Raw genomic sequence first — 22,779 nt, 5'->3', positions numbered from 1 at the left:
TTGATTCCGATTACTGCTTAATCCTGAAGGACGTATCGCGGTCAAAGAACATCACCTTATCGTCCTTCACGTTTAACGCCACATTCGTCTTTGGTGCCATCTCCATGCAGGTGGTGGTGTGAATCTTCACTTCATTTCCGCCGATCTTTGTGATCAGAATGGCGTGGGAACCCTGGGGCTCCACGAAATCAATGACGGTGTCACATAAGTAACCTTTTGTCCGCTCCATGGAGAATGACAGATCGATGTATTCCGGCCTCACGCCTAAGTCCACCTCTTTGCCTGCGTACGGCAGAAGCGCATCCTTTAAGGAATCCGGCACCAGATAGTGAATATCATCGTTTACAGCCATCAGGCCGTCTGCTGTCTTTTCGATCTTTGTGACAAAGAAATTGGTCGGCGGCGTGCCGATGAATTCTGCGACAAATCTGGTCGCACTGTCCTGATATACCTCCATGGGCGTGCCGATCTGCTCGATCCTGCCCTTGTACATGACGACGATTCTGTCTGCAAGGCTCATGGCCTCAGACTGGTCATGGGTAACGAAAATGCTGGTGGAATTCTGCTGAATATGAATATTCTTCAGCTCGGTTCTCATCGACACACGGAGCTTTGCATCCAGGTTGGACAGCGGTTCGTCCATCAGGAAGATCTTCGGCTTTACAACGATCGCCCTGGATACGGCAACCCTCTGTCTCTGTCCGCCCGACATCTGCGCCGGATAACGGTTTAAGAGCCCTACGATATCGGTGGCTTCCGCGGCCGCCGTCACGCGTTTTTTGATCTCATCCTTCGGCACCTTCTGGAGCTTTAAGGGATAGGCGATATTGTCAAATACCGTCATGTGGGGCCAGATGGCGTAGCTCTGGAATATCATGGATACGCCGCGGTCCTTCGGCTTCTTTCCGATTACGTCTTCCCCGTCGATTAATATCTCACCGCCGCTGATATCCTCGAGTCCCGAGATCATGCGGATGGTGGTCGTCTTGCCGCAGCCGGATGGTCCCAGAAATACGATGAACTCTCCCTTCTCAATGGATAAATTCATATTATTAACAACCAGCGGACCATCTTTCGTATATTTTTTCTGCAAATTCTTGATTTCCAAATAGCTCATAAGCTTCCTCCTATAATTCTACTCCGCCCCACATCTGACCGATATATTTTCTGATAATGAATGTAAACACCAGTGCCGGAAGGATCAGCACGATACTTCCCGCCGCCGCGTACTGGATTCCGCTTGAGGTGGTTCCGATCGCCTTATAGACAACCAGGGACAGCGTCTGGTTTTTATTGGTCAGGATCAGGGCTGAAATGGTATCATTCCAGGCTGTTAAAAACGAATACATCGAGCTCGCCGCCAGGGCCGGAAAGGCCAGCGGCAGGGTGATCTTCGCAAAAGTCTGCACACTGTTGGCTCCGAATATCATGGACGCCTCTTCCAGTTCCTTGTTGATTCCGATGAAGATACTGTTGGTGATCCATGCCGTCAGCGCGATATTGGGGACGGAATAGAGAAGCGCCAGACCGATTCTCGTATCAAAGAGGCCGAACTTAATCAAAAGCATTGCCATGGGAATACTGATTCCCACCACCGGGAACATGCGGACGATTAAAAGCGATACATTAATCTGTTCCTTAAACTTAAACTGGAACCTGGCCATGGCGAACCCGGCCAGACTGCCGATTCCCAGGGAAATCAGAATCGTGTAGAGTGAAACAATAATACTGTTTTTCAGCGCCGCGGCCGCGTTTGGCACGATACTGAAGAACGTCTTGAAATTATAAAATAAGTCTTTTTTATAGGTAAACTCCATGGGGCCATTGGTCAGAGTCTGCTTAAAATCCTCGACCAGCTCCTCACCGGGCACTGTTACCGCATACTGTCTGGTAAAGTGCGCTTCCAGCTTGGAGGCTCTCTTCGTCGTGATAATGGATTCATATCCCTCGCCGCTGTCGTAGAAAATCTCGAATTCCCCCTCCGAAGTCGGCGCCACCTTGACGGTGACCGTGCGCTTGGGGATGAGCCGTTTGGGGAATTCCGTCATTTCGACGGAGTTGGAAAATGCAACCGTTGTAAATGCAAGAAGCGGAACCGCCACAAGGAGGACCATGGTCGCCAGTATCAGGGCCATAACGGTTTTCTGTACGATATTCAGTTTGTCCATCATTTTGCTGCCTCCTTCACTTTAGCCAGGCGTTTCCTGCCTTTTTCGTGGGAACCGGCTCCCGCGCCCTTCGATACCTTTAAGTACACAACCGTCGCACACAGTACGATCAGAGTCGTCAAGAAGGAGAGCGTAAATGCGAGCTTCTGGCTCGTGTTGACACCGGGTACGGCTTCGACATAGAACGCGATTCGCTCCACCAGGAACGGAACCTTGCTGTATCCCAATACCATAACCGCGATCGACCATACCTGAATGGCCGCGATCAGTCTCATAATGATCGACGTGGTGATGGATGGCTTTAAGATCGGAATCACGATATCCTTAAAGGTCTGCCATTTGTTGGCTCCAAAAAGGTATGCCGCCTCCTTTAATTCCCTCTGTACCCCCTGAAGTCCTGCAATTAAGATAATCATGACGGAAGGGGTTACGGTCCAGGTGTCGATGAGGATGATCAGGAAGACTGCGGACAGTCCCTCCGCCCCCATGAACACGATGGGCTTGTCAATTAAGTGTAATCCGATCAGAACGGTGTTGATCCAGCCATCTCTGACCAGTCCCGTCTTCCAGAGTATCGCTACTGCGGTCGGGGTAATGGCCATGGGAATCATGGAAATGAACATCAAAAGCTTGGAGCTTTTGAACTTTCTCGAAAGGAGTACGGCTAAGAGAAGCGCCAGAAAATATTGAAGCACAACTGAGACTGCTGCAAATGTTGCGGTGTTAAAAATTGCCGGGCCGATTAAGTCGGACTGGGCCATCAGCTTAAAGTTGCCAAGAAGTGTGAAATTGCCGTCAAAATCAGTAAAAACCTCTTTTACCCCCGACAGCACCGGCAGCAGCCAGAATACTGCATAAAAGAGGAATGCCGGGAGCAGAAGCAGATAGGGAATGCTTTTTTTACTGAATATTGCTTTTTTTGTCGTCTGTTTTGAATCGTTCTCGTTCAAATATATCCCCCATTCCTTTAGGCAGGATAATCCTGTCTGTATAATAGAAAGGCCTGGAAATGCCCGGTGAAGATCGTATTGTAACAGTTCAGACGGCTCATCTTCTTGACCGAAATACCGGTCAAGAAGCATCGGATATCCATCCGATGCAAAAATCAGTGCAAAAACGGTCTTATAAGCAAGCTTAACGCCCGCCTTTGCACTGATTTTTCCGCCGTCTGAACTGTTACATCGTATTACCACACCGCAGCTTTCCAGGCCTTTGCATAATTGATTAGTTCTTCAATGCTTCCAGCTTACTCTGCTCTTCTGCAAGGTAATCATCTCCAGGAACCGCTTTATTCTTTAATACATCGTTAAAAATATCACCGTAAAGCAGTTTTACCGCGTTCCAGTCAGAATACTCTGCTGCCGGTACACCGGTTACGATCGTGGTCTTTAACATTTCAATACCGGCTCTCATCACTACGTCGCTGGATTCCAGAATGTCGCCAACCTCTTCGATCGGGCTTAAGGATCCGCCGTAGTTGGAACAGAATTCATAGTTTACTTCCGGATCTGCGATGTAATTGATAAATTTCTCTGCCAGTTCCTGATTCGGAGCACCCTGAGCGATGCCGTAGCACCATGCGCCTGATGTGGAGCCTGCGCCCTTGCTTCCCTTAGGAGCCGCGCCGATTACATAGTTGTTGGGAGCTGCGTTGTAGCTTGTACCAACAGGTGCCATATGTGCAAATGTCAGCCATACGTCGCCGCTGTTTAACGGATCTGTCGGTGCGGTGTACTGATCCTGCTCCGCGTAGAATCCATTGCCTGCCGCGATCTTAGCGATAATCCCCAGCGCCTCCTTGAATCCGTCAGAGGTAAATTCCGGGAAACCTCCGCCATAAGCCAGGCTCATGCCGCCCATCGGGTATAACAGCTGGGAGCTTGTTAAGTTGGCAGGCATCATGGTCTTGCCTTCGCCTTCACCGGCTGCGATCGCAACCGCCCAGTCTGCGTACTGTTCCCATGTGATACCGGTAACAACATCTTCTTCTGTCAGTCCGTCCGGAAGGTAATCCAGGGCCTTCTTATTGGCACACGTTACGTATACATCGAAGGTAAACGGAGCGAAGTAGCGGACACCGTCTTTATTCGTTGTGTTGTCAAACATCTGAGTATAGGTCGATCCTGTGCTGTTTACCAGCTCTGTAATATCCTGCATCCAGCCGCCGTTCACGTATGGCGCCATGTTTGCTGTGTCAGCGTAGATAATATCGGTTATGTAATTCTTGCCTTCCTGCTCCGACTGGATCTTCTTCACCGCGTCCGCCTGAGCCACAAAATCCACTTCTACGGTACAGTTATTCTCCTCTTCGAAGTTCTTGAAGAAGGTATCCATCAAGTACTGCTTTTCATGAATTTCCGGAGTGCCGCTGTAGGTAACCTTTAAGACGTTCGAGCCGCCGGCTTCCTTCTTGGCTGCTTCCGTCGCCGGCGCCTCCGTGCTCTCTGCTCCGGCTGCCGCCGTCGTCTCGGGAGCCTTTGTCTCAGCCGGCTTCGATGAGCATCCCGCCATGCTCGCCGTCGTTATTACTGCAAGACCAAGTGCCGCTAATTTCTTCGTTAAGTTTTTTTTCATTGTTCCCTCTCCTTTACCATTTGTTGATGATAACATTATAACATTCCAACATTCCTACCACAATGTGGCAGCGCCCAAACCCGGGCCACGCTTTTGTGCATTTGCACAATTGCCGTTTCTACTTTTCCCCGCCCATTTTAATCACGGCGATATAGAGCATCATCAAATCCTTCGCCCGTCTCGGGTTCCGGTTCAGCAGCTCTTCGATCTTTGCCAGACGATAGTTTAACGTATTGCGGTGAATATGAAGCTTATCACAGATCTGGGCATAGTTATCGTTGTCTTCCACGTAAGCGGCTATCGTCTCCTTCAAGACGCCGTCCACATCCCGCTCCTCCAGAAGCTTCAGGATCTCCTCCAGCTCCCTGGTCACTTCTATATTATTAAGAAGACATTCCAGCGAAACCTCGTGGTAGCACAGAATCCGTTTGCGGATATTCAGCGCCCTGGCTATGTGAAACGTCTGCATGACGGAGTTTGTCGTTCTGCTGGCAATGACATCGGATTCACCAATATAACAGTTCTCCAGATCTTTGCTGATATCCAGTATTTTCTCCAGACGCGATTCCAGCCTTTTATCCGACCGGAACAGAATCAGGACCTCCTCCATACCCTGACGCACGATGTACTCTCCCGCCGCCAGATGGCTTTTTATGGTTTCAATGATGCTGTAGCGGATTCTGCTGCTGGTTATGACGACTGCGGTTCTCGGAATCTTCATATCAATGCCTAAATACGCCGCCTGGTCGTAAAATGCGTCGTCGTACTGTTCCTTGCTTAAGCCGATCCATTCGTACAGGAAATCCTTCAGACGGCTTTCCTTAATGGAGGACATATCGCTCAGCAGACGGTTTTCAATGGTCAGAACCGCGATGGATAAACAGATCTGCCCGATAGGCATCACTTCTTCCACGTCCCCGCCGATTGCAATCACGCCCAGTATGCTGTTGTTATAGATAATCGGAAGGCTGACGCCCTTCTGTTCTGTGGGAGTGCTCTCATATATCACATAGGCTTCCTTCCGCTTCAGCGCGGTCAGCGCTCCCTTGTGAAGCGTTCCCAGCGTGCTTTTGTCACCGCTTGCAAGGATCTCTCCGGCCGTGTCCGTAATGTTGATATTGCAGGGGATGATTTTCATAATCCCGTCTGCAATCTTTTGCGCATTCTCTGTATTCAGATAATTTTCGTACATGTGATCTCCATCCCCTCTCTGGCAGTCCGTTCTTCAAATGGACTGCCAGACACCACGGCCGTTTTCTTCTTTCCATGATCCATAAAGGAAAAACGTATGGACTGCCAGTGGTCCGGCAGATGCGGAGTAAACCGATACGTTCCGCCATCCGTTTTTATCCCTGCAAATCCCCTCAGGATGCAGTTAAGGATCCCGCCCAGCGATGCGGCGTGAATTCCTTCCGCAGAATCCTTATATCCCTCACAGAGATCGATCTCCATCGCCTGACGGAAAAATTTCATCGCCATGTCCATTTCCCCAATCACGGCCTCCGCCTCGGCGTGTGCACAGAGGCTCAAGGAGGAATCGTGAGTGTTCAGTGCCTCGTAAAACTCCACGTTTTTCTTAACGGTTTCTGCGTCAAACCGGCCTGGCAGAAGCTCCAGCAGCATGACCACATCCGCCTGTTTCAGTACCTGCATGTCCACCACCTGGCTGCGGCTGTAGTCCTTTAAGATCAGCTGGCGCACGTCCGCGTTCCTGTATTTCTCAATGTCCGGCAGCTTCTTTTTACTGAGAAAGGTGTCGTCCTGCGGAATAATCTTCTCACCATTCGGCTCCGGCAGATAGAGGAAGCGGAGAAAATGGTCAAACCGCTCGCTCCATCCCTCTTCCCGGTAGGAATCCGCCAGAGGGTTATTCCAGGAGGCCAGGACATCTCCCGCCGCTTTTACATTTTCGTAAGCCATGTAATTGGTATATGCGTTATTGTCCACATGCTCCGTGTACTCATCCGGACCGATCACATCACGAATCTCGAGACGGCCCTTCTCTTCGTTCCAGACGGCTCTGCTGTGCCAGAATACAGCGGTCTCCAGAATCATCCGGCATCCGTACTGCTCCATGAATTCCCGGTCGCCGGTCGCCTGATAGTAAGAGATCAGCCCATGAATGATATCCGCGGTCACGTGGTGCTCCTTGATTCCCGACCATACCTTCGCGGCCTTTCCCGTATGAATGTCGATTGCCGCGTAAAGCGGCGTCTCCTCCTCGCCGGAGGACGCCGCCTCCCAGGGATACATGGCTCCGGAGTATCCATACTCTTCAGCCTTCTTCCGCGCCCCAGCAAGGCCATGGTACCGGTAAAGCAGCAGATTCCTCGCTGTCTCCGGAAACATATAAATAAAAAATGGCATGATAAAGATCTCCGTATCCCAGAAGACATGGCCCTTATAGCCTTCCCCGGTCAGGCCCTTTGCAGCCGCACTGCAGGAACAGCCGTCCCAGGGAACCATGCCCGCCAGATGATACTCTGCGAATTCCACAGCGGCCCGCTCTTCCTTCGAAGCCCCGGTGATCTCAATGGCTGCCATATCCCAGAATCGGTCAAACGCCTCTCTGTGGCGGCGGTTCAGCCCGTCCCAGCCAGCCTCCTGCGCTTCCTCCAGGACGTCCGCCATCTCCGTCACGGTCTGACCGGCCGTCTTTCCGGCAGCTTCTTCGCCGTTTTCCACATAAAACAGCGTATACTTACAGATTGTCCACACCTCTCCCGGCCGAAGCTCCTTTTTAAAGTCCTGACAGATTCCTCTCCGTTCCAGATGAAAGGCCGCCGTCTCACGGCTTTCGCCTGTGCTGCATACCGTCATAACAGATAGTATCTGCCCATCGTCGCATCCGCATTCCAGGAACATCCGTTTTTTTTCAAATACCCTGGCTTCCATATGGTCGAAATGGGACACTCCACTGTTTGTAATCTGTCCGTTGATTCCGGTGGAAAGCTCCAGAATACCGCCTTTCTCACAGGAGAGCGACAGCTGATGGCAGAACAGCCGCCGGTTGTCCGCAGATGCGAATCTCCTGGAGGTAAGCGTGACACCACCGGCCGCCTTCATTTCACATCCGATCCGGCTCTCCAGCTCTCCGTATCTTGTATACAGTGAGCGGTCGTAATCCGTCAGACGGCAGGAATCCAGGCGCAGGTTCTCCCCATTGATACGGATTCTGAATTCGGTGACATCGGGGCAGTTTACCAGCTCCGTCACCTCATGGACACCGGCCTTATGGTACAGGCCGCCGATAAAGGTTCCCCTCGACTCATCGAGCTGCTTCGTCTCGAAGGACGCCCGGATGCCCAGAAAGCCGTTGCACTGTGCGAAAACGGCTTCTGTCTTTCTGTTATAATCCGGATTCCGTTCCGGTTCGTAAAAACGGAATCCTTTTTCCTTCTCCTCTGTTTTGTAATAGATCATAGATTTCCATTCCCATATATGACCGGTCTTCCCGTTCCGGCGGATCGGTATAAACCGGTAATCAGCTTCTGCACATAGACGGCCTGATCCGGCGTGACAAGAATATCCGCCCGGCCCATGCAGCTCTCCACAAAGTTTCTGATGCAGTCGTAATGCCAGTCCTTCGTCTCATCGAAGGGATAGACCGCGTTCACCTGCTGCCCTTCCTCATCGCCGTAGATTCCTAAGGGAAACACGCTGATTCCCCGTTTGCTGCCGTACAGGCGGACATTTCTCTCTTCCTTATCGGCGATATTGACTGCAAATGAGGTCCTTACATGTAAGGAACCGCCGTTGGTAAATCGAATGAATCCGAACAGGCCGTCCTCCACGCCGAATCTGGCGCCGTCCCAGCTTCCCATGAAGCCTGTTCCGCCCTGTTTTCCGATCAGGTCCGAGGAGGAGGCGCAGACATAGGATACTTCCGGGTAGTCCAGCAGACAGGCGGCCAGATCCAGCATGTGAGCGCCGATATCGATCAGCGGACCGCCTCCCTGCATCTCCTGGTTTGTGAAATTGCCCCATCCCGGAATCCCTCTTCGCCGAAGCCAGGTCACGTCCCCGGCGTACAGAGTTCCCATCTCACCGGCTTCGATCTTTCTCTTCAGAAAGGTGATCTTTTCCGCATGGCGGAAATGAAACCCAAACGTTAAGATCTTTCCGCACCGCCTTGCGGTATCCCGCATTTTCTCCGCTTCTTCCTCCGTGATCGCCGGCGGCTTCTCACACAGGACGTGGCAGCCGTGTTCCAGGCAGAGACACGTCATATCACAGTGAAACTTGTTCGGCACACAGATACTGACCGCGTCCGGACGGACCTCCTCAAGCATGGTCCCGGCGTCCGTGTACCAGGATGGAATAAGAAACTCATCGGCCGCCATTTTCGCCGCCTCCTGATTCACATCGCAGACCGCGCTTACCTCCACGTCCGGGAGGCTCTTATAATGATTGATATGGGAGGTCCGGGCTACCTGCCCGGACCCGATAACTGCTACCCTAAGTTTGCTCATGGCCTTCTCCCTGTATTGCAATTGCTGGTTATGTATGAAATGATTTACCTAAACTGTTTTACATAAACTGCTTCATATAAGCAATGGAATCCACATAGACCTTCAGCGGATCTTCCCCGCGGATTCTTCCCTCATTCACAACCGCTCCGTCGTATCCAATCCTCTTTAACGTCTCCATATGGCGTCTGAAATCAATACTTCCGGTACCCGGCTGGTATCTGTGATTCTCCGCGATATGGATATGGCCGATATAATCCTTATATTTTTCCAGTGTCTCGGAGATATCATCCTCCTCGATGGACATATGATAGAAGTCGCCCGTAATCTTCACCATCTCAAATTTTCCTTCGTCGATAATGGAAGCTGCGTCTTCAATCGTATTTAACATATGGTCCTGATACCGGTTTAACGGCTCTAAGTAGATGTAGATTCCGCACTCCTTCGCCGTCTCCTCAAGCTGGCTCAAAGAGTCCAGAATTGCCTTTCTGTCTCCTTCCCGGCTTCTCGGAGATACCATCGGAGGAAGGCGGTATGTAAACATGCCCCAGGCCGCAGGAACCACCACGCCGGTTCCTCCCACTTCCTTTAAATTCCGGATGATCACCTTCAAATCAGCAATGCCGTTCAGTCTCTTCTCCTCGATAAAATCGCCGATCCAACCGCGGTATCCGCCGCAGGCGCTGGAGACCGGAAGGCCGGAAGCGCAGACAGCCCGTTTGATCTCGTCCGGCTTTTCCATCAGCACCTTTCCATCGATCTCGAAGCATTCAAAGCCGATTGATTTTACAAATTTAAATTTTTCTGTCAGGTCCTGCGGAAAAAAATCCCTGTCCTGTGTACCAAGCAGCATCATTCTTCACCTCCAAATGTAACGCCCATCTTTATGCTCTTTTCCTGTTCCTTATCCATATAAGTGCAGATGCCCTCTGCTGAATCCTCAAATTTCACGACCGGATCGATGATCTCGGAGCAGTCTAAATATCCGCTCATCAGCATATCCCAGACCACGTCCTCGATTCTCTTTCTGTTCCACCTCGGATAATCCGGGTTCGGTTCGCTGCACGCTCTCGAGAAAACGATCTTGCCGTAATTATAATGAGCTTCCTGTCCCAGCCAGAGCCCCGCCGGAAATGGCTTTGCAAATGCCAGATAGGCGATAGTTCCGCCGTATGCCAGCCCCTTTAACGCGGACTGAAGGGCCTGCACGCTGCCGCTGGTCTCCAGAATCGCATCCGCACCCATCTTTCCGGTAATGCGTTTGATCTCGTATCCCACGTCACAGGCGGTCGGGTCGAAGCAGTAATCGGCACCGTACTTTCCTGCGATCTCTCTTCTCTTTTCAATGGGGTCCACCGCAATCACGATGGAGGCGCCTGACTTCTTTGCCATCTGTACCGCCAGCTGTCCGATGGCGCCCAGTCCGATTACGACCACATTGTCGCCGGAGCGGACATTGGCGTCACGAATTCCGCCCAATGCGAACTGTGCCGGATCGTAGCAGACGGCATTTTTCGCGGAAGCTTCCCTGCTCATCTTTCTCAGCTTATAGTTGTCCACGGCATTGACAATCTCTGTCTCCTTAATCGGTCCGTAGGAACACACTCTGTCGCCTACCGCATATTCCGTAACATCAGCGCCTGCCTCAATGATGGTTCCGACAAACATATTGCCGATGGGAAGATCGCCGAACTCAATTCCGCGCGGCTCTTCCGCGTCTCTATCCACAAATACCTTCCAGTCATTATCAAATTTTCCATCGATAAATGGTGTTGTGCCTCTGAAATCGGCTAACTCCGTTCCATGCTTCGGTGCGGCAAACTCCACCTTCACTCTCACTTCGTTACTCTGAATCGGTCTGTCCTCATAATCCTTTAATTCGGCTACTCTCGGCGCCGCAGCTACAAGCTTCTTCATGATGCTTCCTCCAAACTCTTCTATTATATAGACTTTTTAATTTTCTTTACTCTGTCCCGGCTATGCCGGTAATTCTGGTCGATTCCCGTTCCTTAATGGTGGACGGCAGGAAAATCTGCTCTCGGATCAGTGCCTCATGACACTGCTTCTTCTGAAGGAGGGACTGGAGCAGAGTGATGCAGTTCTCCGCCAAACCTTCAAAGTCCTGACCCAGAGACGACAGGGACGGATATGCTTCCTCGTTGACGGCCAGATCGTCTGCCGACAACACGCCCAAATCCTGGGGGATTCTGTATCCGCACTCGGCCGCGGCCCTGTAGATTCCCAGGAACCGGTTGTCTCCATTTGTGAAAATACTGTCTGCTGCCCCTTCCTGCAGCAGCTCCCTGGTTCTTTCGTACGCGGTCTTTGCGTCTTTCACGCCGTAGACGACGCGGCCTTCCGGGACTGCCTTTAAAAAGCCGCCGACACGCAGCTTCGTAGAATAGAAATTTGCGTCATTGGTCAGGTAACAAATCTTTTTAAAGCCTTTCTCTTTTAAGTATCCGCCTCCCTTTAACCCCACATCGAAGTTGTCAAGGCTGACCGCCGGGATATCCTGTTCCTCCGGCTGTCCAAGGACTACATACGGAGTTCCGGTCCGTTTCAAATACTCGATTCTCTGATCTTTTGCCATATGTTCCAGCAGTATGGCGCCGTCGGCGATACCACTGGATAGCAGGTAAAATCCATCCGTCTCATCTTCCAGAAAACCGTGGCTGTCGGATGGAGACACAATGATCTTCAAACCGATGCCGCTGGAATAGCGGAACAGATACTTAAGCATCTCGCTTCTCCATAAGTTCATATAGTCGCCGTTGTGCTTGTCCAGAAAAACAATGATGATATTGGTTCTGTTCTGTTTTAAACCTTTGGCCAGAAGGTTTACCTGGAAGCCGCACTGCTCCATCGATTTCCGCACCGCGTCCCTCGTCTTCGGACTCACCTGCTCGGGATGATTTAATACCCTGGATACCGTCTTCAAAGACACGCCGCAGTGCTCGGCAATCTGCATCATATTTGCTTTTTGAATCTCAACCACCCTCTCTCCGTTTTATTTTGTCCTGTGTCCTGTTTCATTTTGTCCTACGTTGTCATTTTAAAACAAACCATTTTCTTTGTCAATTTGCCGGGGCATTCTTTATGCATTTATTTGAATTCTCATTCGGCGATTGTGCAGATGCACAAAGGGGGCGGCGGCCTCTGAAAAAGAGAGCCGGACCCCGGCGCTTTTCTTCCAGCGCGCCCAGCTCCGGCTCTCTCTCATTTTCCTATGAAATCATCAGGCCCGCTCCCGGTCCCAGAGGCAGTCCGGCCCCCATCCACAGGATGAGCAGCAGCGACCAGCCGATCAGGAAACAGATGCAGTATGGAAGCATGGTGGATACCAGCGTCCCGATCCCGGAATTGTCATCATACTTCTTAGCAAACACCACCACCATGGCAAAGTAGGCCATCAGCGGCGTAATCAGGTTGGTAGCAGAATCCCCGATGCGGTACGCCACCTGGACCAGCTCCGGCGAGTAGCCCAGCAGCATAAACATGGGTACGAAAACCGGCGCCAGAATCGTCCATTTGGCGGAGGCGGAGCCCATGAACAGGTTGATGACCGCTGCCAGCAGAATAAAAAGCACCATCAGAACCGGCCCTCCTGCCCCGATATGGCCCAGAACGTCTGCCCCCTTCAGCGCCAGGATCGTCCCCAGCTTCGTATAATTAAAGTAACTGATAAACTGAGCCGCCGCAAATGACAGCGCAATATAACCGCCCATGGCCTCCATATTGCTTCCCAGCTGGGCGCAGACATCCTTCTCGCCTTTGTATGCGCCGGAAACACGGCCGTAAACCACGGAGGGCACGAAGAACAGCAGGGCGATCAGCACGATCAGACCCGTCATAAACGGAGAAGAGGAAATCAGACTTTTCGTCTCCGGGTTCCTGAAAAAGGAATTCTGCGGCCATGCCAGCAGGGCGATCGCCGCGGCCAGCACAAGAAAGCTTATATTGGCGAGTCGGAGTGCCTTTCTCTCCCGACCGGTCAGAGATACGGCCGACCGGTCGGATGGGGAATCGGCCGGCTGGCCGGACAATCCATCGGCCGCGCCGCCTTCGCTTCCTTCCCCGTAAGTCTGTTTTACGCCTCCAGCCAGACGCGGTTCCACGATCCGGTCCGTCACCCAGCTGCCCAGCGCCACGATCAAAAAGGTGGACACGATCATAAAATACCAGTTTGCGGACGGCTCCACAACGTAGCCGGGGGAGACCAGCTGCGCCGCCTCGGAGCTGATACCTGCCAGCATGGGATCCAGCGTTCCGATCAGCAAATTGGCTGAGAAGCCGCCGGACACACCGGCAAACGCCGCGGCGATTCCGGCGATCGGATGGCGGCCGCATGCCAGAAACACCATTGCGCCCAATGGAATCAGCACCACATACCCTACGTCCGAAGCCACATTAGACATGACACCGAGAAATACTAACATGGGCGTCACCAACTTTGCGGGCGTCACCGACACCGTCTTCTTCAGCAGTGCCGACAAGTATCCGCTGCCCTCCGCGCAGCCCACGCCCAGCATAGTCACCAGAACCACGCCCAGCGGAGCAAACTCCGTAAAATTGGTTACCATATGAGTCAGCATGTATACGAGACCGTCGCGGTCCATCAGGCTGACCACCGACACAGTCTGTGTCGTCACTTCCATTGTCGTACTGTCTATCACGTCGCCTTCCGCCGAAATCCCCGCCGCAGCCAGAATTCCCGATAAAAAGACGATAAAAAGGGCAAGCGCTGCGAACATAGTAATCGGATGAGGCAGCCGGTTGCCCACTTGCTCTACGGTATTGAGGAAACGGAAAACCAGTGATTTTCTTTCCTTTTTCCCTTCATTCTGTTTCATATAGAATAAACACCTCCTCGGTCTTTTCTATTTTTACCAGAATGAGGTATAGTTATGTATGCGTTTTACTTTACTTTTTTGTGATTGTTTTATTTCAATCCACATTATGAGCCCATATATCGCTCATAATGACATGACAGCCTTACTGTCTTTTATCTGGTTTCCAGATAAGCCTGACCTCATGTCAGTGGGGGATATATTGCCGTTAAGCTTGTTTTTGGCGATTCATCCCTCCACCTGCGGAGGTGGGGGATTCCTCGCTTATTTTGTTAAACTTATTAAATATCGTCCCCTGCGGCTTTACCGTAAACTCCATCTTCTTTTTATTCCCCGGATGAGTAAAGGCAAGCTTCCAGGCGCAGAGAGCTACGTTTCTCTGGCCGGCCACCTTCGGTCCGGCCGGATTGTATTTCAAATCACCCAAAAGCGGAGTTCCATGTCCGGAAAACTGAACGCGGATCTGATGGTGGCGTCCTGTCTTCAAATCGATTTCCACGAGGCAGAGCGGGCCCTCCTCTCCCTCCTGCTCCTCCAGGACCCGATAGCTTAATTCCGCCCTCTTCGCATCGGTTATCCCCTTATCCACAATTTTAGAAATATTATTTTTCCCGTCTTTCCACAAATAATCCACGTATGTCCCAAAGTTATCCACAGGTTTTCCACAAATAACAGCCAGATACTTTTTCTCCATCTGATGCCCGGAAACCTGCTTACTTAAAGCCCCCGCAGCTTCTTTTGTTTTTCCAAAAACAAGTATTCCACCAACCGGCTTATCCAGCCTGTGGATAACTCCCACATATGGTTCCCCTTTTTTTGGGGACAAACTGTTGATATGTTTCTTCACTTCACTGACCATGTCCGGCTCAAAGGTCCGGTTGGACTGCGACTCAATTCCCACCGGCTTTTCCACAACAATGATCTGGTCATCCTCATACAGTATATTCAGCATCCTTATTACTCCTGTTTTTTTATGTTCTCTGCTTCTGCCCAGTCCTCGCTTTCGCTCGCTTCCTGCTTCTGCCCGGTTACCATTTCTTACACGTCTCTACTCAGCCCACTCCTTCATCATCACTCCCACGGACCGGCTCATCTCCGCGCTGAAATCCGAATTCCATTTCCGCTTGCAGAATGCACGCAGCCAGCGGTCAAATTCTTCTTCTGTCTTTCCCTGGCGGTCAGATAAAACCGATGCATACTCCTCTGCTTCCATCTGACGGTATGTATTCTCAGATACCACCGCCGCTTCCGGCAGACGAACCGGCTTTTCGCGTTCCTGCTGCTGCTTTGTCGGGTAGCCGAACACTACCATGGCGGTAGGTACCACATACTTTGGCAGATGAAGCAGCTCCCTGTGCGTCTCGTACCGCTCCAAAATATCTCCAATATAACAGGATCCAATTCCCAGGGCAGAAGCCGCCACCACCGCGTTCTGGGCAGCGATCAGCGCGTCGCAGGAGGCCAGCATAAAGTCTCCCATGCCCGGCTTTCTGACTTCCTCCTCATGCTGCAAAAACAGGTCGTACCATTTCCGGTAATCGGCACAGAATACCAGCACCATCGGTGCTTTGGCAATAAACGGCTGGTTGTCACAGGTAACCGCCAGCGTGTCCTTGAGCTTCTGGTCCGTCACATCGATAATAGAGTAAAGTGTCATATTGCCTGCGCTTGGAGCCTGGATCGCCGCCTGAATTACCATCTCCTTCTTCTCCGGTTCGATGGGCCGTTCCTCATAGGCGCGAACGGATTTTCGCTCATATAATTCCTGTATAGTCTGATTCATATTGTAATTTCCTCCCTGCATAAAGTATATAAGTATATTACACTGTTTTTTAAATTATTTCAGTATAATCTTATTTTTTCGTGTACTTTATTTTCTTAAAAATTTTTGTAAATCCATTGCATTTTTCTCTCACAAGTTGTATAGTATATAAAAAGATAACATGTAGTTTTCAAAACTATATCACATAATTTTTATTAATTGACAAGGAGGAAACATTATGAAATTTAAAATCAAGGACCCCGGAAGCGCAATCACACATTTTATCGGCATGCTCATGGCACTGTTTGCCGCCACACCGCTTCTCTTAAAAGCATCGGCCGACGACAGGCTCCACCTCGCTGCCCTGTCCATATTTATCATCAGTATGATCCTGCTTTACGCGGCGAGCACCATCTATCACACACTGGATATTTCTCCAAACGTGAACAGAATTCTGAAGAAAATTGACCACATGATGATTTTTATACTGATTGCCGGAACGTATACTCCGGTCTGCTTAATCGTTCTGGGTGACCGGACCGGCTGGGGACTTTTGGCACTGGTATGGGGAATCGCGATAGCCGGTATCGTCATCAAGGCCTGCTGGATCTATTGTCCCAAATGGTTTTCCTCTGTACTCTACATCGCCATGGGCTGGGTATGCGTCCTGGCATTTACAAAGATCATCAATGCACTTCCGCGAGCTGCATTTGGCTGGCTTCTGGCCGGTGGTATCATCTACACAGTGGGCGGTATCATCTATGCGCTGAAGCTGCCGATCTTCAACTCGAAGCATAAGTATTTCGGCTCTCATGAGATTTTCCACTTATTCGTCATGGGCGGCAGTCTCTGCCACTACATTATGATGTATCAGTTTGTAGCATAAGAAAACAAAGAGTCCGGTCCGCTGGACTCACGCGCCGGAGCGCGGCTGCTTCAGCAACCATATTTCCATGGCGCGAAATGTGCATCCTGCCCGGAAGGCTTTTTATGTAATAAGGGCACTTTCCTAATACAAAAAACCGCAGTTCTTTTCCAATAATCCGAAGAGAACTGCGGTTTTTATTTGTCCAGATACCTCCGCCGGTTTACCATTCATCACACAGCGCAGTACCCGTACTACAGCGGACTGCCAGCCACCAGCTCCAGCTTGTCCTTCCTGGATAGCTTTTTTATGGCGGCCTCACGCCTCATGGCCTCCTCCTTCGTCTCAAAGATCTCATAATACGCCAGAGACACCGGCCTGCGCGCCTTGGTGTACTTGGCGCCCTTCCCGTCGTTGTGCGCCTTTAAGCGCTTGTCCAGCTGGTTTGTCCAGCCGCAGTACAGCGTATCGTCTGCACATTTCAACAAATATGTATAATTCATCTTCCGTTGCTCCTGTTTCTGAAATTTCACATTCCCAATCACTCACACCTTTGCCGCATCTAACCGCTCGGACGACGTCCTGCACCTGCCGCCCTGATCCATGTTATGTAAACGGTAATCACGTCTTGCAATCACGTCACTACCGCCCAGGAATGTTCCCCTGTCATCTATTTCAAGCACCAGCTGGATGCGTTATGGCGCCGTCTGGGGTACTGCATAGCTATAATATATTATATAACAGAAGGGGCGGATGTGTGAACACAAAATTTCCAAATCCACTGGAATTATCGTAGCAGTGGACGACAGGGCTGTGAACTGCAGCAAATTATCTGTTTACACCGTGAATGTCTCCGCCCAGCCTGCGCATATTAATCCTGTAGCCAGTCACGAAGCTTCGTTTTGGCATGCTTTCGACAAAGCGGCCGTTTTCTGCCATGGACAATAAAAATGATGAAACAGGCGCCTCCTGTCCCTGTAAATGGGTAAAATGCCCCCGCCACGGCGACTGCGGCGCCTGCAGAGAGCATCACGAGAAAGAGAAGAAGTTCCCGCCTTTCTGCGAGAAAAATCCGCGCAGGAAAAAAGGCGCTGCAAAGTCCTCCAAAAAGGATTAGTACTGCATTTTATTCACAGTTAATTGCGCAATGCAGTACGTATTTAGGTCCGGCGGTACTAGCAGCGCCTCATACCAGCAAAAAGGAGATTCTGCCGCATACGCCGCACCATCTCCTTTTTGATCTTTCTCACAGCAGCCCAGGGCTTTAGCGTGTTTGAAAATCCAAGCCCGTCAGCTGTGCCCCACACTTATAAACGTTCCATCGTTCTATGACATTTCTTTCACCAGCAGCAGACGGTCTCCCGGCTTAATCAGACTGTCGGTCAGCCCATTGGTCGTCATGATCGTTTCCACCGTTGTATGGAATTTTTTTGCAATTTTCCACAGAGAATCTCCAGGCTGGACAATATAGCCCACAATTCCCGGCATCTGCTGCAGTTTTTTTAAGTCCATCGGGGCTTCCGATACATTTTTGATCACCTGCTCGCATACCGGCTGAAGGGCCAGCAAATCCAGCGCGATCGTGGCCTTCACCTCCACCGTGCCGCCGCCCATCATCACTGCACTCATCTGCTCCAGTCCCGGAACCAGCTGGCAGATGGTCTTCTCGTTGATCCCCGGCGCCTCGATTAAGTAATGGAACGGAATCACCTCCACAGAGGACTGAATCGGCTGGCTGTCGTCCGCAGTCAGATAGAGCAGACTTACCTCCAGCACGCCCTCCACGTGAAGTCCATCCTCCTTGACCTCCGTCTCGTCAATCTTCACCACGCCCTCGCTGTGGCAGATCTGAAGGATACGGTCCGCGTGATCCATGTTTAACTTCTCAGCAATCTTACATTTGCTCATATTCTTGGTGAGCACCTTGTCAAAGCATGCGTCTCCCGTCTCAAGAGACAGCTCCCGGTTTGTGGAGTAGAGATCGCTTAACAGTTCCATGCTCTCTTCCCGATAGAGCTTCATATCCAGCTCCAGGACGGCATCCACGTCGAGCTCCCGCATTTCCCCGTCATAATCGGGCTTCGCTTCAATTTCCCGGTGAATCAGATGAACCGACACAGAGGGCACCATCTCCTCGGAAGCCTCGGATAGATCCAGCTCTCCGGTAAATGGAATACTCTCTTCCAGCCACTGAACCGGTGCGTCTTCCCCTTCTCCCTGGTAAATGACGAAGACCATCAGCTCCCCGTCCAGCACCATTTTGCCGTCTAACGGCCTGGTGGTAATGCCGCGGAGCTTCATCTCGCTCCACAGAATGTGATCAATGTTCGGCTTATTTCCGGACAGCTGTAAATTCTCCTTGATCCGGTATGTATCCTTGCGGCGCACCGCGATCGCAGCCACATCCACATTGCGGCGCAGAACCTCCACCTGAGGCGTTCCATTTAAATCGCTGGCGCCTCCCATCATGGCCGGCGCTCCTGCGCCAGACATACCGGTGTCCAATTCTACGGCAGCCTCCACGTCATAGAGAGTCTCCACCTTTACTTCCAGCGTGACGATAGCCTTGATGCTTAGCTTTCTGGAATTGATCATGCCGGCATTTAAATCTTCCAGATCCCAACCCAGCTGGACATAGTCCTTCTCTTCCAGCCCCGGAACATTGATGGGTTCCTCAAAGGAAATGGAACCGCCCAGAGCCTGCAGTCCTCCCTCTGACTTCCTGTATAAGACATTAAAATCCATTTTCCCGCGCACCAGGACCCGTTCTCCCTGGTTTTTCACGGATTCGATGACGATTTCACCGGAATCGAGAATGACCTGATCCACATCGTCCATAGTATCCGGAACGATAAAATCATCGTCGAGGGTTATCTGTGACGTGGCGTTTCCTTTCCAACGGTTCATATGTATGTTTTTCTTCACCAGCTCCAACATAAAAAAGCACCTGCCTTACCTTCTATATTCCTTTAAGAAAGTTTATGCAGGTGCATGTTCCAATATTACGTTAATATTCATCCAGAAAATGATGGCGCTCCCCATTCTTCACATATCCGATGCAGGCGTCCAGGTTGACGTTGGTTACGCTCTTGAAAATGTTGTTTTCAATGTTGGGATTGATCTTTCGGAATTCCTCGATCAGTTCCTTCATCTCCTGACGCTTCGAGGAGTGAACGATATCGCCGCCGGCCATCCCGTCTGACGCGGCACTTTCGGCTCTCATGGCCCGTTCCTTTGCGATGGCCTCCGTGAACCGGCAGGCACACTGCAGAAAATGCAGGCCGTTCTCTTCCTTCCAGTCGATAATTGCCCGCTCCTTCACAAAATACAGCGGTCTCAGAAGCTCCATCCCTTCAAAATTCGTGCTGTGAAGCTTCGGCATCATGGTATTGACCTGCCCGCCGTACAGCATGCTCATAAGCACCGTCTCGATCACATCGTCAAAATGATGCCCCAGTGCGATCTTATTGCATCCCAGCTCCTTCGCATGGGCGTAGAGGAATCCGCGCCGCATACGCGCACAGAGGTAGCAGGGGGATTCATCCACATCTACCACCACGTCGAAGATATCGGAATCGAATATCTCGATGGGAATCTCCATCAGGGCTGCATTTTCCTCGATCAGCTTCCGGTTCGCCGGATGGTATCCCGGATCCATCACCAGAAAATGAAGCCCGAATTTCATCTTACCATGGCGGAGAATCTCCTGCATGCACTTTGCCAGCAGCATGGAGTCCTTGCCGCCGGAAATACAGACAGCAATGTTGTCTCCCTCCTCGATCATCTTATATTCATTCAGCGCATCCACAAAGGGGCGCCATATTTCCTTGCGGTAATTCTTGATAATGCTGCGTTCGATCTGCTGGCAGCGTGTCTTTGGTTCCTTCATCTGATCGGCCTGCTCCTGTCTGCTTTTCTGTATTTCTGCATTTCTGCTTTTCTGCATTTCTGCTTTTCTGCTTTTCTGCTTTTCTTCTTTTCTCTATTCTGCGTTCTCTTTTTCCCTGACACTCGCCAGTTCTTCCTGAAGGGACGCGATCGTCTCCTCCATCTGCCGGATCCGCTCTTCCATCTTGCAGTAGTGATCCATGGTCACAAGATTCTTTTCCTTTTTGGGAATCGGCACGCCGTCGATCTTGACAGCCCGGGCCGGTACGCCCACTGCCGTCACATTATCCTGAAGCGGCTTTAACAATACGGCGTTTGCCGCGATGGTACAGTTATCCCCCACCTCGAAGGACCCTAATATCTTGGCTCCTGCCCCTACGGTCACGTTGCTTCCCAGGGTCGGGTGGCGTTTCCCCTTGTTTAAGCCGACGCCGCCTAACGTAACGCCCTGGTATATCGTACAATTATCCCCGACTACCGTTGTCTCGCCGATCACTACGCCGCAGCCATGGTCAATTAAGATCCCGTGGCCCAGCTGCGCCCCGGGATGAATCTCTATCAGTGTGAAAAACCGGGCGATCTGTGAAATCAGCCTGGCGGCAAAAAACATCTTATGCTTATAAAACCAGTGTGCAAACCGGTGCCAGATCAGCGCGTGGACGCCCTGATAAAGAAGAAGCACCTCTAAGGCGTTCCTCGCCGCCGGGTCACGTTCCTGAACAGCTTTTACATCAAGCCATATATCCTTTAATATCATACGATCCGTCCCCTTTTCTTTCCATTTTCCTTCCATTTAATTCCTAGTGAAACAGTATACCATAGTATATCATATGATGTGGAAAGAAAAAAGGACAATTTCCAGAAATTTAAAGTTCCTCTTCCCAGTCAACATCAAGTACTGCAAACATTCTCTCCTGCACTAAGGCTGATGTGCCAGGCCAGCCTGTCTAACGTTTTTTTCTTCTGCAATTCTATATCTTTTAAGATAGTAAAAAGGCGTCAAACAGTCATTTGACTGTTTGGCGCCTCCTCTTCTCAGACATGCCGCATTTCCTCCTGCCTGGCTACTGGAACACCACCGGCAGCTCGGAAAGCTCCGTCTTGATGACGATAAAGGGGAATGAGGGTTCCGTCCCCCCGCTTTCACCTTTTTCCGGTCCCAGCAGATCCGTATCCAGTACGATGGAGTTCTCCGTCAGATACAGCTCATTCACAGTGATGCTGTAGCCGCCGGTGTCCTGTTTTCCGTATCCAACCACTATGTATAAGTTCTGGTCGTCGCTGTAGGTCAGCTTGAACGGCGTCTTCTGCTTTTCGGCAATGATCTGCTTTAGCTCCTGTGGAATATCTGCTTCCGCTGTCACGGAAAATTCCAGGTCCCGTACTTTGTTTCCGTCATCCTTGCTCATGCTGCACCCGCTCAGTGTCCGTACAACCAGAACCCACATGCAAAGGCACATGAACAGCATCCATTTTCTGTTCAATAAACTCTTCATAGCACTCTCCCCGTTTATGTTGATTATTACTATCTTATTCGTCCATGCCGGGGAATATGCGGATTTTTCAAAATCCGGCTGCAAAAGGTGATCCCTTCCGTTTTTTCTAAAATTTTCATCGGAAAACCTGTTTATCTTCCGGACCAGTGGAAATACTCATAAACAGAACGACAGGAGACGGACAACCGCCAAGGGCCAGGACCGTTTCCGCAAATTATTGACATAGATGTATTAACAGGAGGAGACCATGATGAATCATTTATCAGATAAATATAAAGAAAAACTTGTGCTGCGCGGTGACTTATACTATGCCGACTTATCACCGGTAATCGGTTCCGAGCAGGGCGGACTGCGCCCCGTACTGATCGTACAGAATAACACGGGAAACCGTCACAGCCCCACCGTGATCGTCGCGGCCATTACCAGCAGGACAACCAAGGCCAAGCTTCCCACCCACGTACCGGTCACCAGAGAGGAAAGCGGTTTAAAATGCGATTCCACCATCCTTCTCGAACAGGTAAGAACCATCGACCGCTGCCGCTTAAAAGAGTACATAGGACAGCTCTCACCCGGACAGATGGAACTGGCGGACACCGCACTTCTCACCAGCTTCGGGCTAAAAAAAGAGACCGCTGTCCGGGACCGTACTCCTGTGACGGTCCGGACAGCGGTCCCCTCCCGCATGTATTCCATGCAGTCATCATAAC

The 22,779-nt window shown here is 50.9% G+C and carries 21 protein-coding genes; 3 read left to right on the top strand and 18 right to left on the bottom strand.

All coding sequences use genetic code 11. The annotated features are described in order from the left end of the window. Nucleotides 1-10: 10 nt before the first annotated feature. The 13 genes from H8S80_RS13060 to H8S80_RS13000 form a co-directional block, all read right to left on the bottom strand. Entirely contained in the window at nucleotides 11-1,117 is a 1,107-nt protein-coding gene (locus H8S80_RS13060; RefSeq protein ID WP_002601827.1) for an ABC transporter ATP-binding protein, read from the bottom strand. A gap of 10 nt (nucleotides 1,118-1,127) precedes the next feature. Next, on the bottom strand, nucleotides 1,128-2,171 hold the full coding sequence (locus H8S80_RS13055) for a carbohydrate ABC transporter permease (RefSeq protein ID WP_002601828.1): 1,044 nt from the start codon (nucleotides 2,169-2,171) through the stop codon (nucleotides 1,128-1,130). Then, a complete protein-coding gene (locus H8S80_RS13050) occupies nucleotides 2,168-3,361 on the bottom strand; it encodes a carbohydrate ABC transporter permease (RefSeq protein WP_117631183.1) in 1,194 nt (397 codons plus the stop codon). Before H8S80_RS13050 ends, H8S80_RS13055 begins: the two co-directional genes overlap by 4 nt. 31 nt (nucleotides 3,362-3,392) lie before the next feature. Continuing rightward, a complete protein-coding gene (locus H8S80_RS13045; protein WP_002601830.1) occupies nucleotides 3,393-4,742 on the bottom strand; it encodes an ABC transporter substrate-binding protein in 1,350 nt (449 codons plus the stop codon). Nucleotides 4,743-4,860: 118 nt separating this feature from the next. Next, nucleotides 4,861-5,934, bottom strand: coding sequence for a CdaR family transcriptional regulator (locus H8S80_RS13040; protein ID WP_025530042.1), 1,074 nt, complete (start codon nucleotides 5,932-5,934; stop codon nucleotides 4,861-4,863). Then, on the bottom strand, nucleotides 5,916-8,165 hold the full coding sequence (locus H8S80_RS13035) for a glycoside hydrolase family 65 protein (protein ID WP_117631181.1): 2,250 nt from the start codon (nucleotides 8,163-8,165) through the stop codon (nucleotides 5,916-5,918). Before H8S80_RS13035 ends, H8S80_RS13040 begins: the two co-directional genes overlap by 19 nt. Continuing rightward, nucleotides 8,162-9,214 (bottom strand): Gfo/Idh/MocA family protein, encoded by a 1,053-nt coding sequence (locus H8S80_RS13030; protein ID WP_117631179.1) that lies wholly within the window; start codon nucleotides 9,212-9,214, stop codon nucleotides 8,162-8,164. Before H8S80_RS13030 ends, H8S80_RS13035 begins: the two co-directional genes overlap by 4 nt. Before the next feature lie 58 nt (nucleotides 9,215-9,272). Then, a complete protein-coding gene (locus tag H8S80_RS13025; protein WP_002601834.1) occupies nucleotides 9,273-10,067 on the bottom strand; it encodes a sugar phosphate isomerase/epimerase family protein in 795 nt (264 codons plus the stop codon). After that, nucleotides 10,064-11,128, bottom strand: coding sequence for a zinc-dependent alcohol dehydrogenase (locus tag H8S80_RS13020; RefSeq protein ID WP_117631177.1), 1,065 nt, complete (start codon nucleotides 11,126-11,128; stop codon nucleotides 10,064-10,066). The genes H8S80_RS13025 and H8S80_RS13020 overlap by 4 nt, the downstream gene beginning before the upstream one ends. A 46-nt stretch (nucleotides 11,129-11,174) precedes the next feature. Further along, nucleotides 11,175-12,209 (bottom strand): LacI family DNA-binding transcriptional regulator, encoded by a 1,035-nt coding sequence (locus H8S80_RS13015; RefSeq protein ID WP_002601836.1) that lies wholly within the window; start codon nucleotides 12,207-12,209, stop codon nucleotides 11,175-11,177. Nucleotides 12,210-12,438: 229 nt separating this feature from the next. Further along, complete coding sequence (locus tag H8S80_RS13010; RefSeq protein ID WP_117631175.1) at nucleotides 12,439-14,064, bottom strand: AbgT family transporter; 1,626 nt, start codon at nucleotides 14,062-14,064, stop codon at nucleotides 12,439-12,441. A 205-nt stretch (nucleotides 14,065-14,269) separates the two neighbouring features. Continuing rightward, nucleotides 14,270-15,013: an RluA family pseudouridine synthase gene (locus H8S80_RS13005; RefSeq protein ID WP_025530037.1), complete on the bottom strand. Its 744-nt coding sequence runs from the start codon at nucleotides 15,011-15,013 to the stop codon at nucleotides 14,270-14,272. Between the two features lie 96 nt (nucleotides 15,014-15,109). Further along, nucleotides 15,110-15,844: a nitroreductase family protein gene (locus H8S80_RS13000; RefSeq protein WP_117621128.1), complete on the bottom strand. Its 735-nt coding sequence runs from the start codon at nucleotides 15,842-15,844 to the stop codon at nucleotides 15,110-15,112. 217 nt (nucleotides 15,845-16,061) lie between these two features. On the opposite strand from H8S80_RS13000, the gene trhA reads away from it, so the two are divergent. Beyond that, entirely contained in the window at nucleotides 16,062-16,709 is a 648-nt protein-coding gene (trhA, locus tag H8S80_RS12995; protein ID WP_002601840.1) for a PAQR family membrane homeostasis protein TrhA, read from the top strand. Nucleotides 16,710-16,942: 233 nt separating this feature from the next. Here the strand turns inward: trhA and H8S80_RS12990 are convergent, their stop codons facing one another. Beyond that, on the bottom strand, nucleotides 16,943-17,191 hold the full coding sequence (locus H8S80_RS12990) for a GIY-YIG nuclease family protein (protein WP_002601841.1): 249 nt from the start codon (nucleotides 17,189-17,191) through the stop codon (nucleotides 16,943-16,945). Nucleotides 17,192-17,625: 434 nt separating this feature from the next. On the opposite strand from H8S80_RS12990, the gene H8S80_RS12985 reads away from it, so the two are divergent. Beyond that, on the top strand, nucleotides 17,626-17,805 hold the full coding sequence (locus H8S80_RS12985; protein ID WP_025529148.1) for a hypothetical protein: 180 nt from the start codon (nucleotides 17,626-17,628) through the stop codon (nucleotides 17,803-17,805). Between the two features lie 209 nt (nucleotides 17,806-18,014). Here the strand turns inward: H8S80_RS12985 and H8S80_RS12980 are convergent, their stop codons facing one another. From H8S80_RS12980 to H8S80_RS12965, 4 genes are all read right to left on the bottom strand, one after another. Next, on the bottom strand, nucleotides 18,015-19,625 hold the full coding sequence (locus H8S80_RS12980) for a DUF3794 and LysM peptidoglycan-binding domain-containing protein (protein ID WP_034533219.1): 1,611 nt from the start codon (nucleotides 19,623-19,625) through the stop codon (nucleotides 18,015-18,017). Between the two features lie 70 nt (nucleotides 19,626-19,695). Further along, entirely contained in the window at nucleotides 19,696-20,577 is an 882-nt protein-coding gene (locus tag H8S80_RS12975; RefSeq protein ID WP_002601844.1) for a tRNA 2-thiocytidine biosynthesis TtcA family protein, read from the bottom strand. A 93-nt stretch (nucleotides 20,578-20,670) separates the two neighbouring features. Beyond that, nucleotides 20,671-21,333 (bottom strand): serine O-acetyltransferase, encoded by a 663-nt coding sequence (gene cysE, locus H8S80_RS12970; protein ID WP_029467499.1) that lies wholly within the window; start codon nucleotides 21,331-21,333, stop codon nucleotides 20,671-20,673. Between the two features lie 307 nt (nucleotides 21,334-21,640). Further along, nucleotides 21,641-22,045, bottom strand: a complete 405-nt coding sequence (locus H8S80_RS12965; RefSeq protein ID WP_086022245.1) for a protease complex subunit PrcB family protein — start codon at nucleotides 22,043-22,045, stop codon at nucleotides 21,641-21,643. A gap of 274 nt (nucleotides 22,046-22,319) precedes the next feature. Here H8S80_RS12965 and H8S80_RS12960 point away from each other — a divergent pair, with 274 nt between their 5' ends. Continuing rightward, nucleotides 22,320-22,778: a type II toxin-antitoxin system PemK/MazF family toxin gene (locus H8S80_RS12960; protein WP_117631171.1), complete on the top strand. Its 459-nt coding sequence runs from the start codon at nucleotides 22,320-22,322 to the stop codon at nucleotides 22,776-22,778. The last annotated feature ends 1 nt before the right edge of the window (nucleotide 22,779 follow it).

It is taken from the genome of Hungatella sp. L36 (genome assembly GCF_014288035.1).
The sequence above is the reverse complement of the archived record's forward strand: the minus strand, read 5'-3'. Positions and strand labels throughout refer to the sequence as shown.

Excerpts from the sequence above, each read along its gene's own strand:
- H8S80_RS13030 (WP_117631179.1), bottom strand. The coding sequence starts at position 9,214 with ATGAGCAAACTTAGGGTAGCAGTTATCGGGTCCGGGCAGGTAGCCCGG.
- cysE (WP_029467499.1), bottom strand. The coding sequence starts at position 21,333 with ATGATATTAAAGGATATATGGCTTGATGTAAAAGCTGTTCAGGAACGT.
- H8S80_RS13000 (WP_117621128.1), bottom strand. The coding sequence starts at position 15,844 with ATGAATCAGACTATACAGGAATTATATGAGCGAAAATCCGTTCGCGCC.
- H8S80_RS13055 (WP_002601828.1), bottom strand. The coding sequence starts at position 2,171 with ATGATGGACAAACTGAATATCGTACAGAAAACCGTTATGGCCCTGATA.
- H8S80_RS12975 (WP_002601844.1), bottom strand. The coding sequence starts at position 20,577 with ATGAAGGAACCAAAGACACGCTGCCAGCAGATCGAACGCAGCATTATC.
- H8S80_RS13040 (WP_025530042.1), bottom strand. The coding sequence starts at position 5,934 with ATGTACGAAAATTATCTGAATACAGAGAATGCGCAAAAGATTGCAGAC.
- H8S80_RS13045 (WP_002601830.1), bottom strand. The coding sequence starts at position 4,742 with ATGAAAAAAAACTTAACGAAGAAATTAGCGGCACTTGGTCTTGCAGTA.
- H8S80_RS13020 (WP_117631177.1), bottom strand. The coding sequence starts at position 11,128 with ATGAAGAAGCTTGTAGCTGCGGCGCCGAGAGTAGCCGAATTAAAGGAT.
- H8S80_RS12990 (WP_002601841.1), bottom strand. The coding sequence starts at position 17,191 with ATGAATTATACATATTTGTTGAAATGTGCAGACGATACGCTGTACTGC.
- H8S80_RS12980 (WP_034533219.1), bottom strand. The coding sequence starts at position 19,625 with ATGTTGGAGCTGGTGAAGAAAAACATACATATGAACCGTTGGAAAGGA.
- H8S80_RS12985 (WP_025529148.1), top strand. The coding sequence starts at position 17,626 with ATGGACAATAAAAATGATGAAACAGGCGCCTCCTGTCCCTGTAAATGG.
- trhA (WP_002601840.1), top strand. The coding sequence starts at position 16,062 with ATGAAATTTAAAATCAAGGACCCCGGAAGCGCAATCACACATTTTATC.
- H8S80_RS13025 (WP_002601834.1), bottom strand. The coding sequence starts at position 10,067 with ATGATGCTGCTTGGTACACAGGACAGGGATTTTTTTCCGCAGGACCTG.
- H8S80_RS12965 (WP_086022245.1), bottom strand. The coding sequence starts at position 22,045 with ATGCTGTTCATGTGCCTTTGCATGTGGGTTCTGGTTGTACGGACACTG.
- H8S80_RS13035 (WP_117631181.1), bottom strand. The coding sequence starts at position 8,165 with ATGATCTATTACAAAACAGAGGAGAAGGAAAAAGGATTCCGTTTTTAC.
- H8S80_RS13060 (WP_002601827.1), bottom strand. The coding sequence starts at position 1,117 with ATGAGCTATTTGGAAATCAAGAATTTGCAGAAAAAATATACGAAAGAT.
- H8S80_RS13010 (WP_117631175.1), bottom strand. The coding sequence starts at position 14,064 with ATGAAACAGAATGAAGGGAAAAAGGAAAGAAAATCACTGGTTTTCCGT.
- H8S80_RS12960 (WP_117631171.1), top strand. The coding sequence starts at position 22,320 with ATGATGAATCATTTATCAGATAAATATAAAGAAAAACTTGTGCTGCGC.
- H8S80_RS13005 (WP_025530037.1), bottom strand. The coding sequence starts at position 15,013 with ATGCTGAATATACTGTATGAGGATGACCAGATCATTGTTGTGGAAAAG.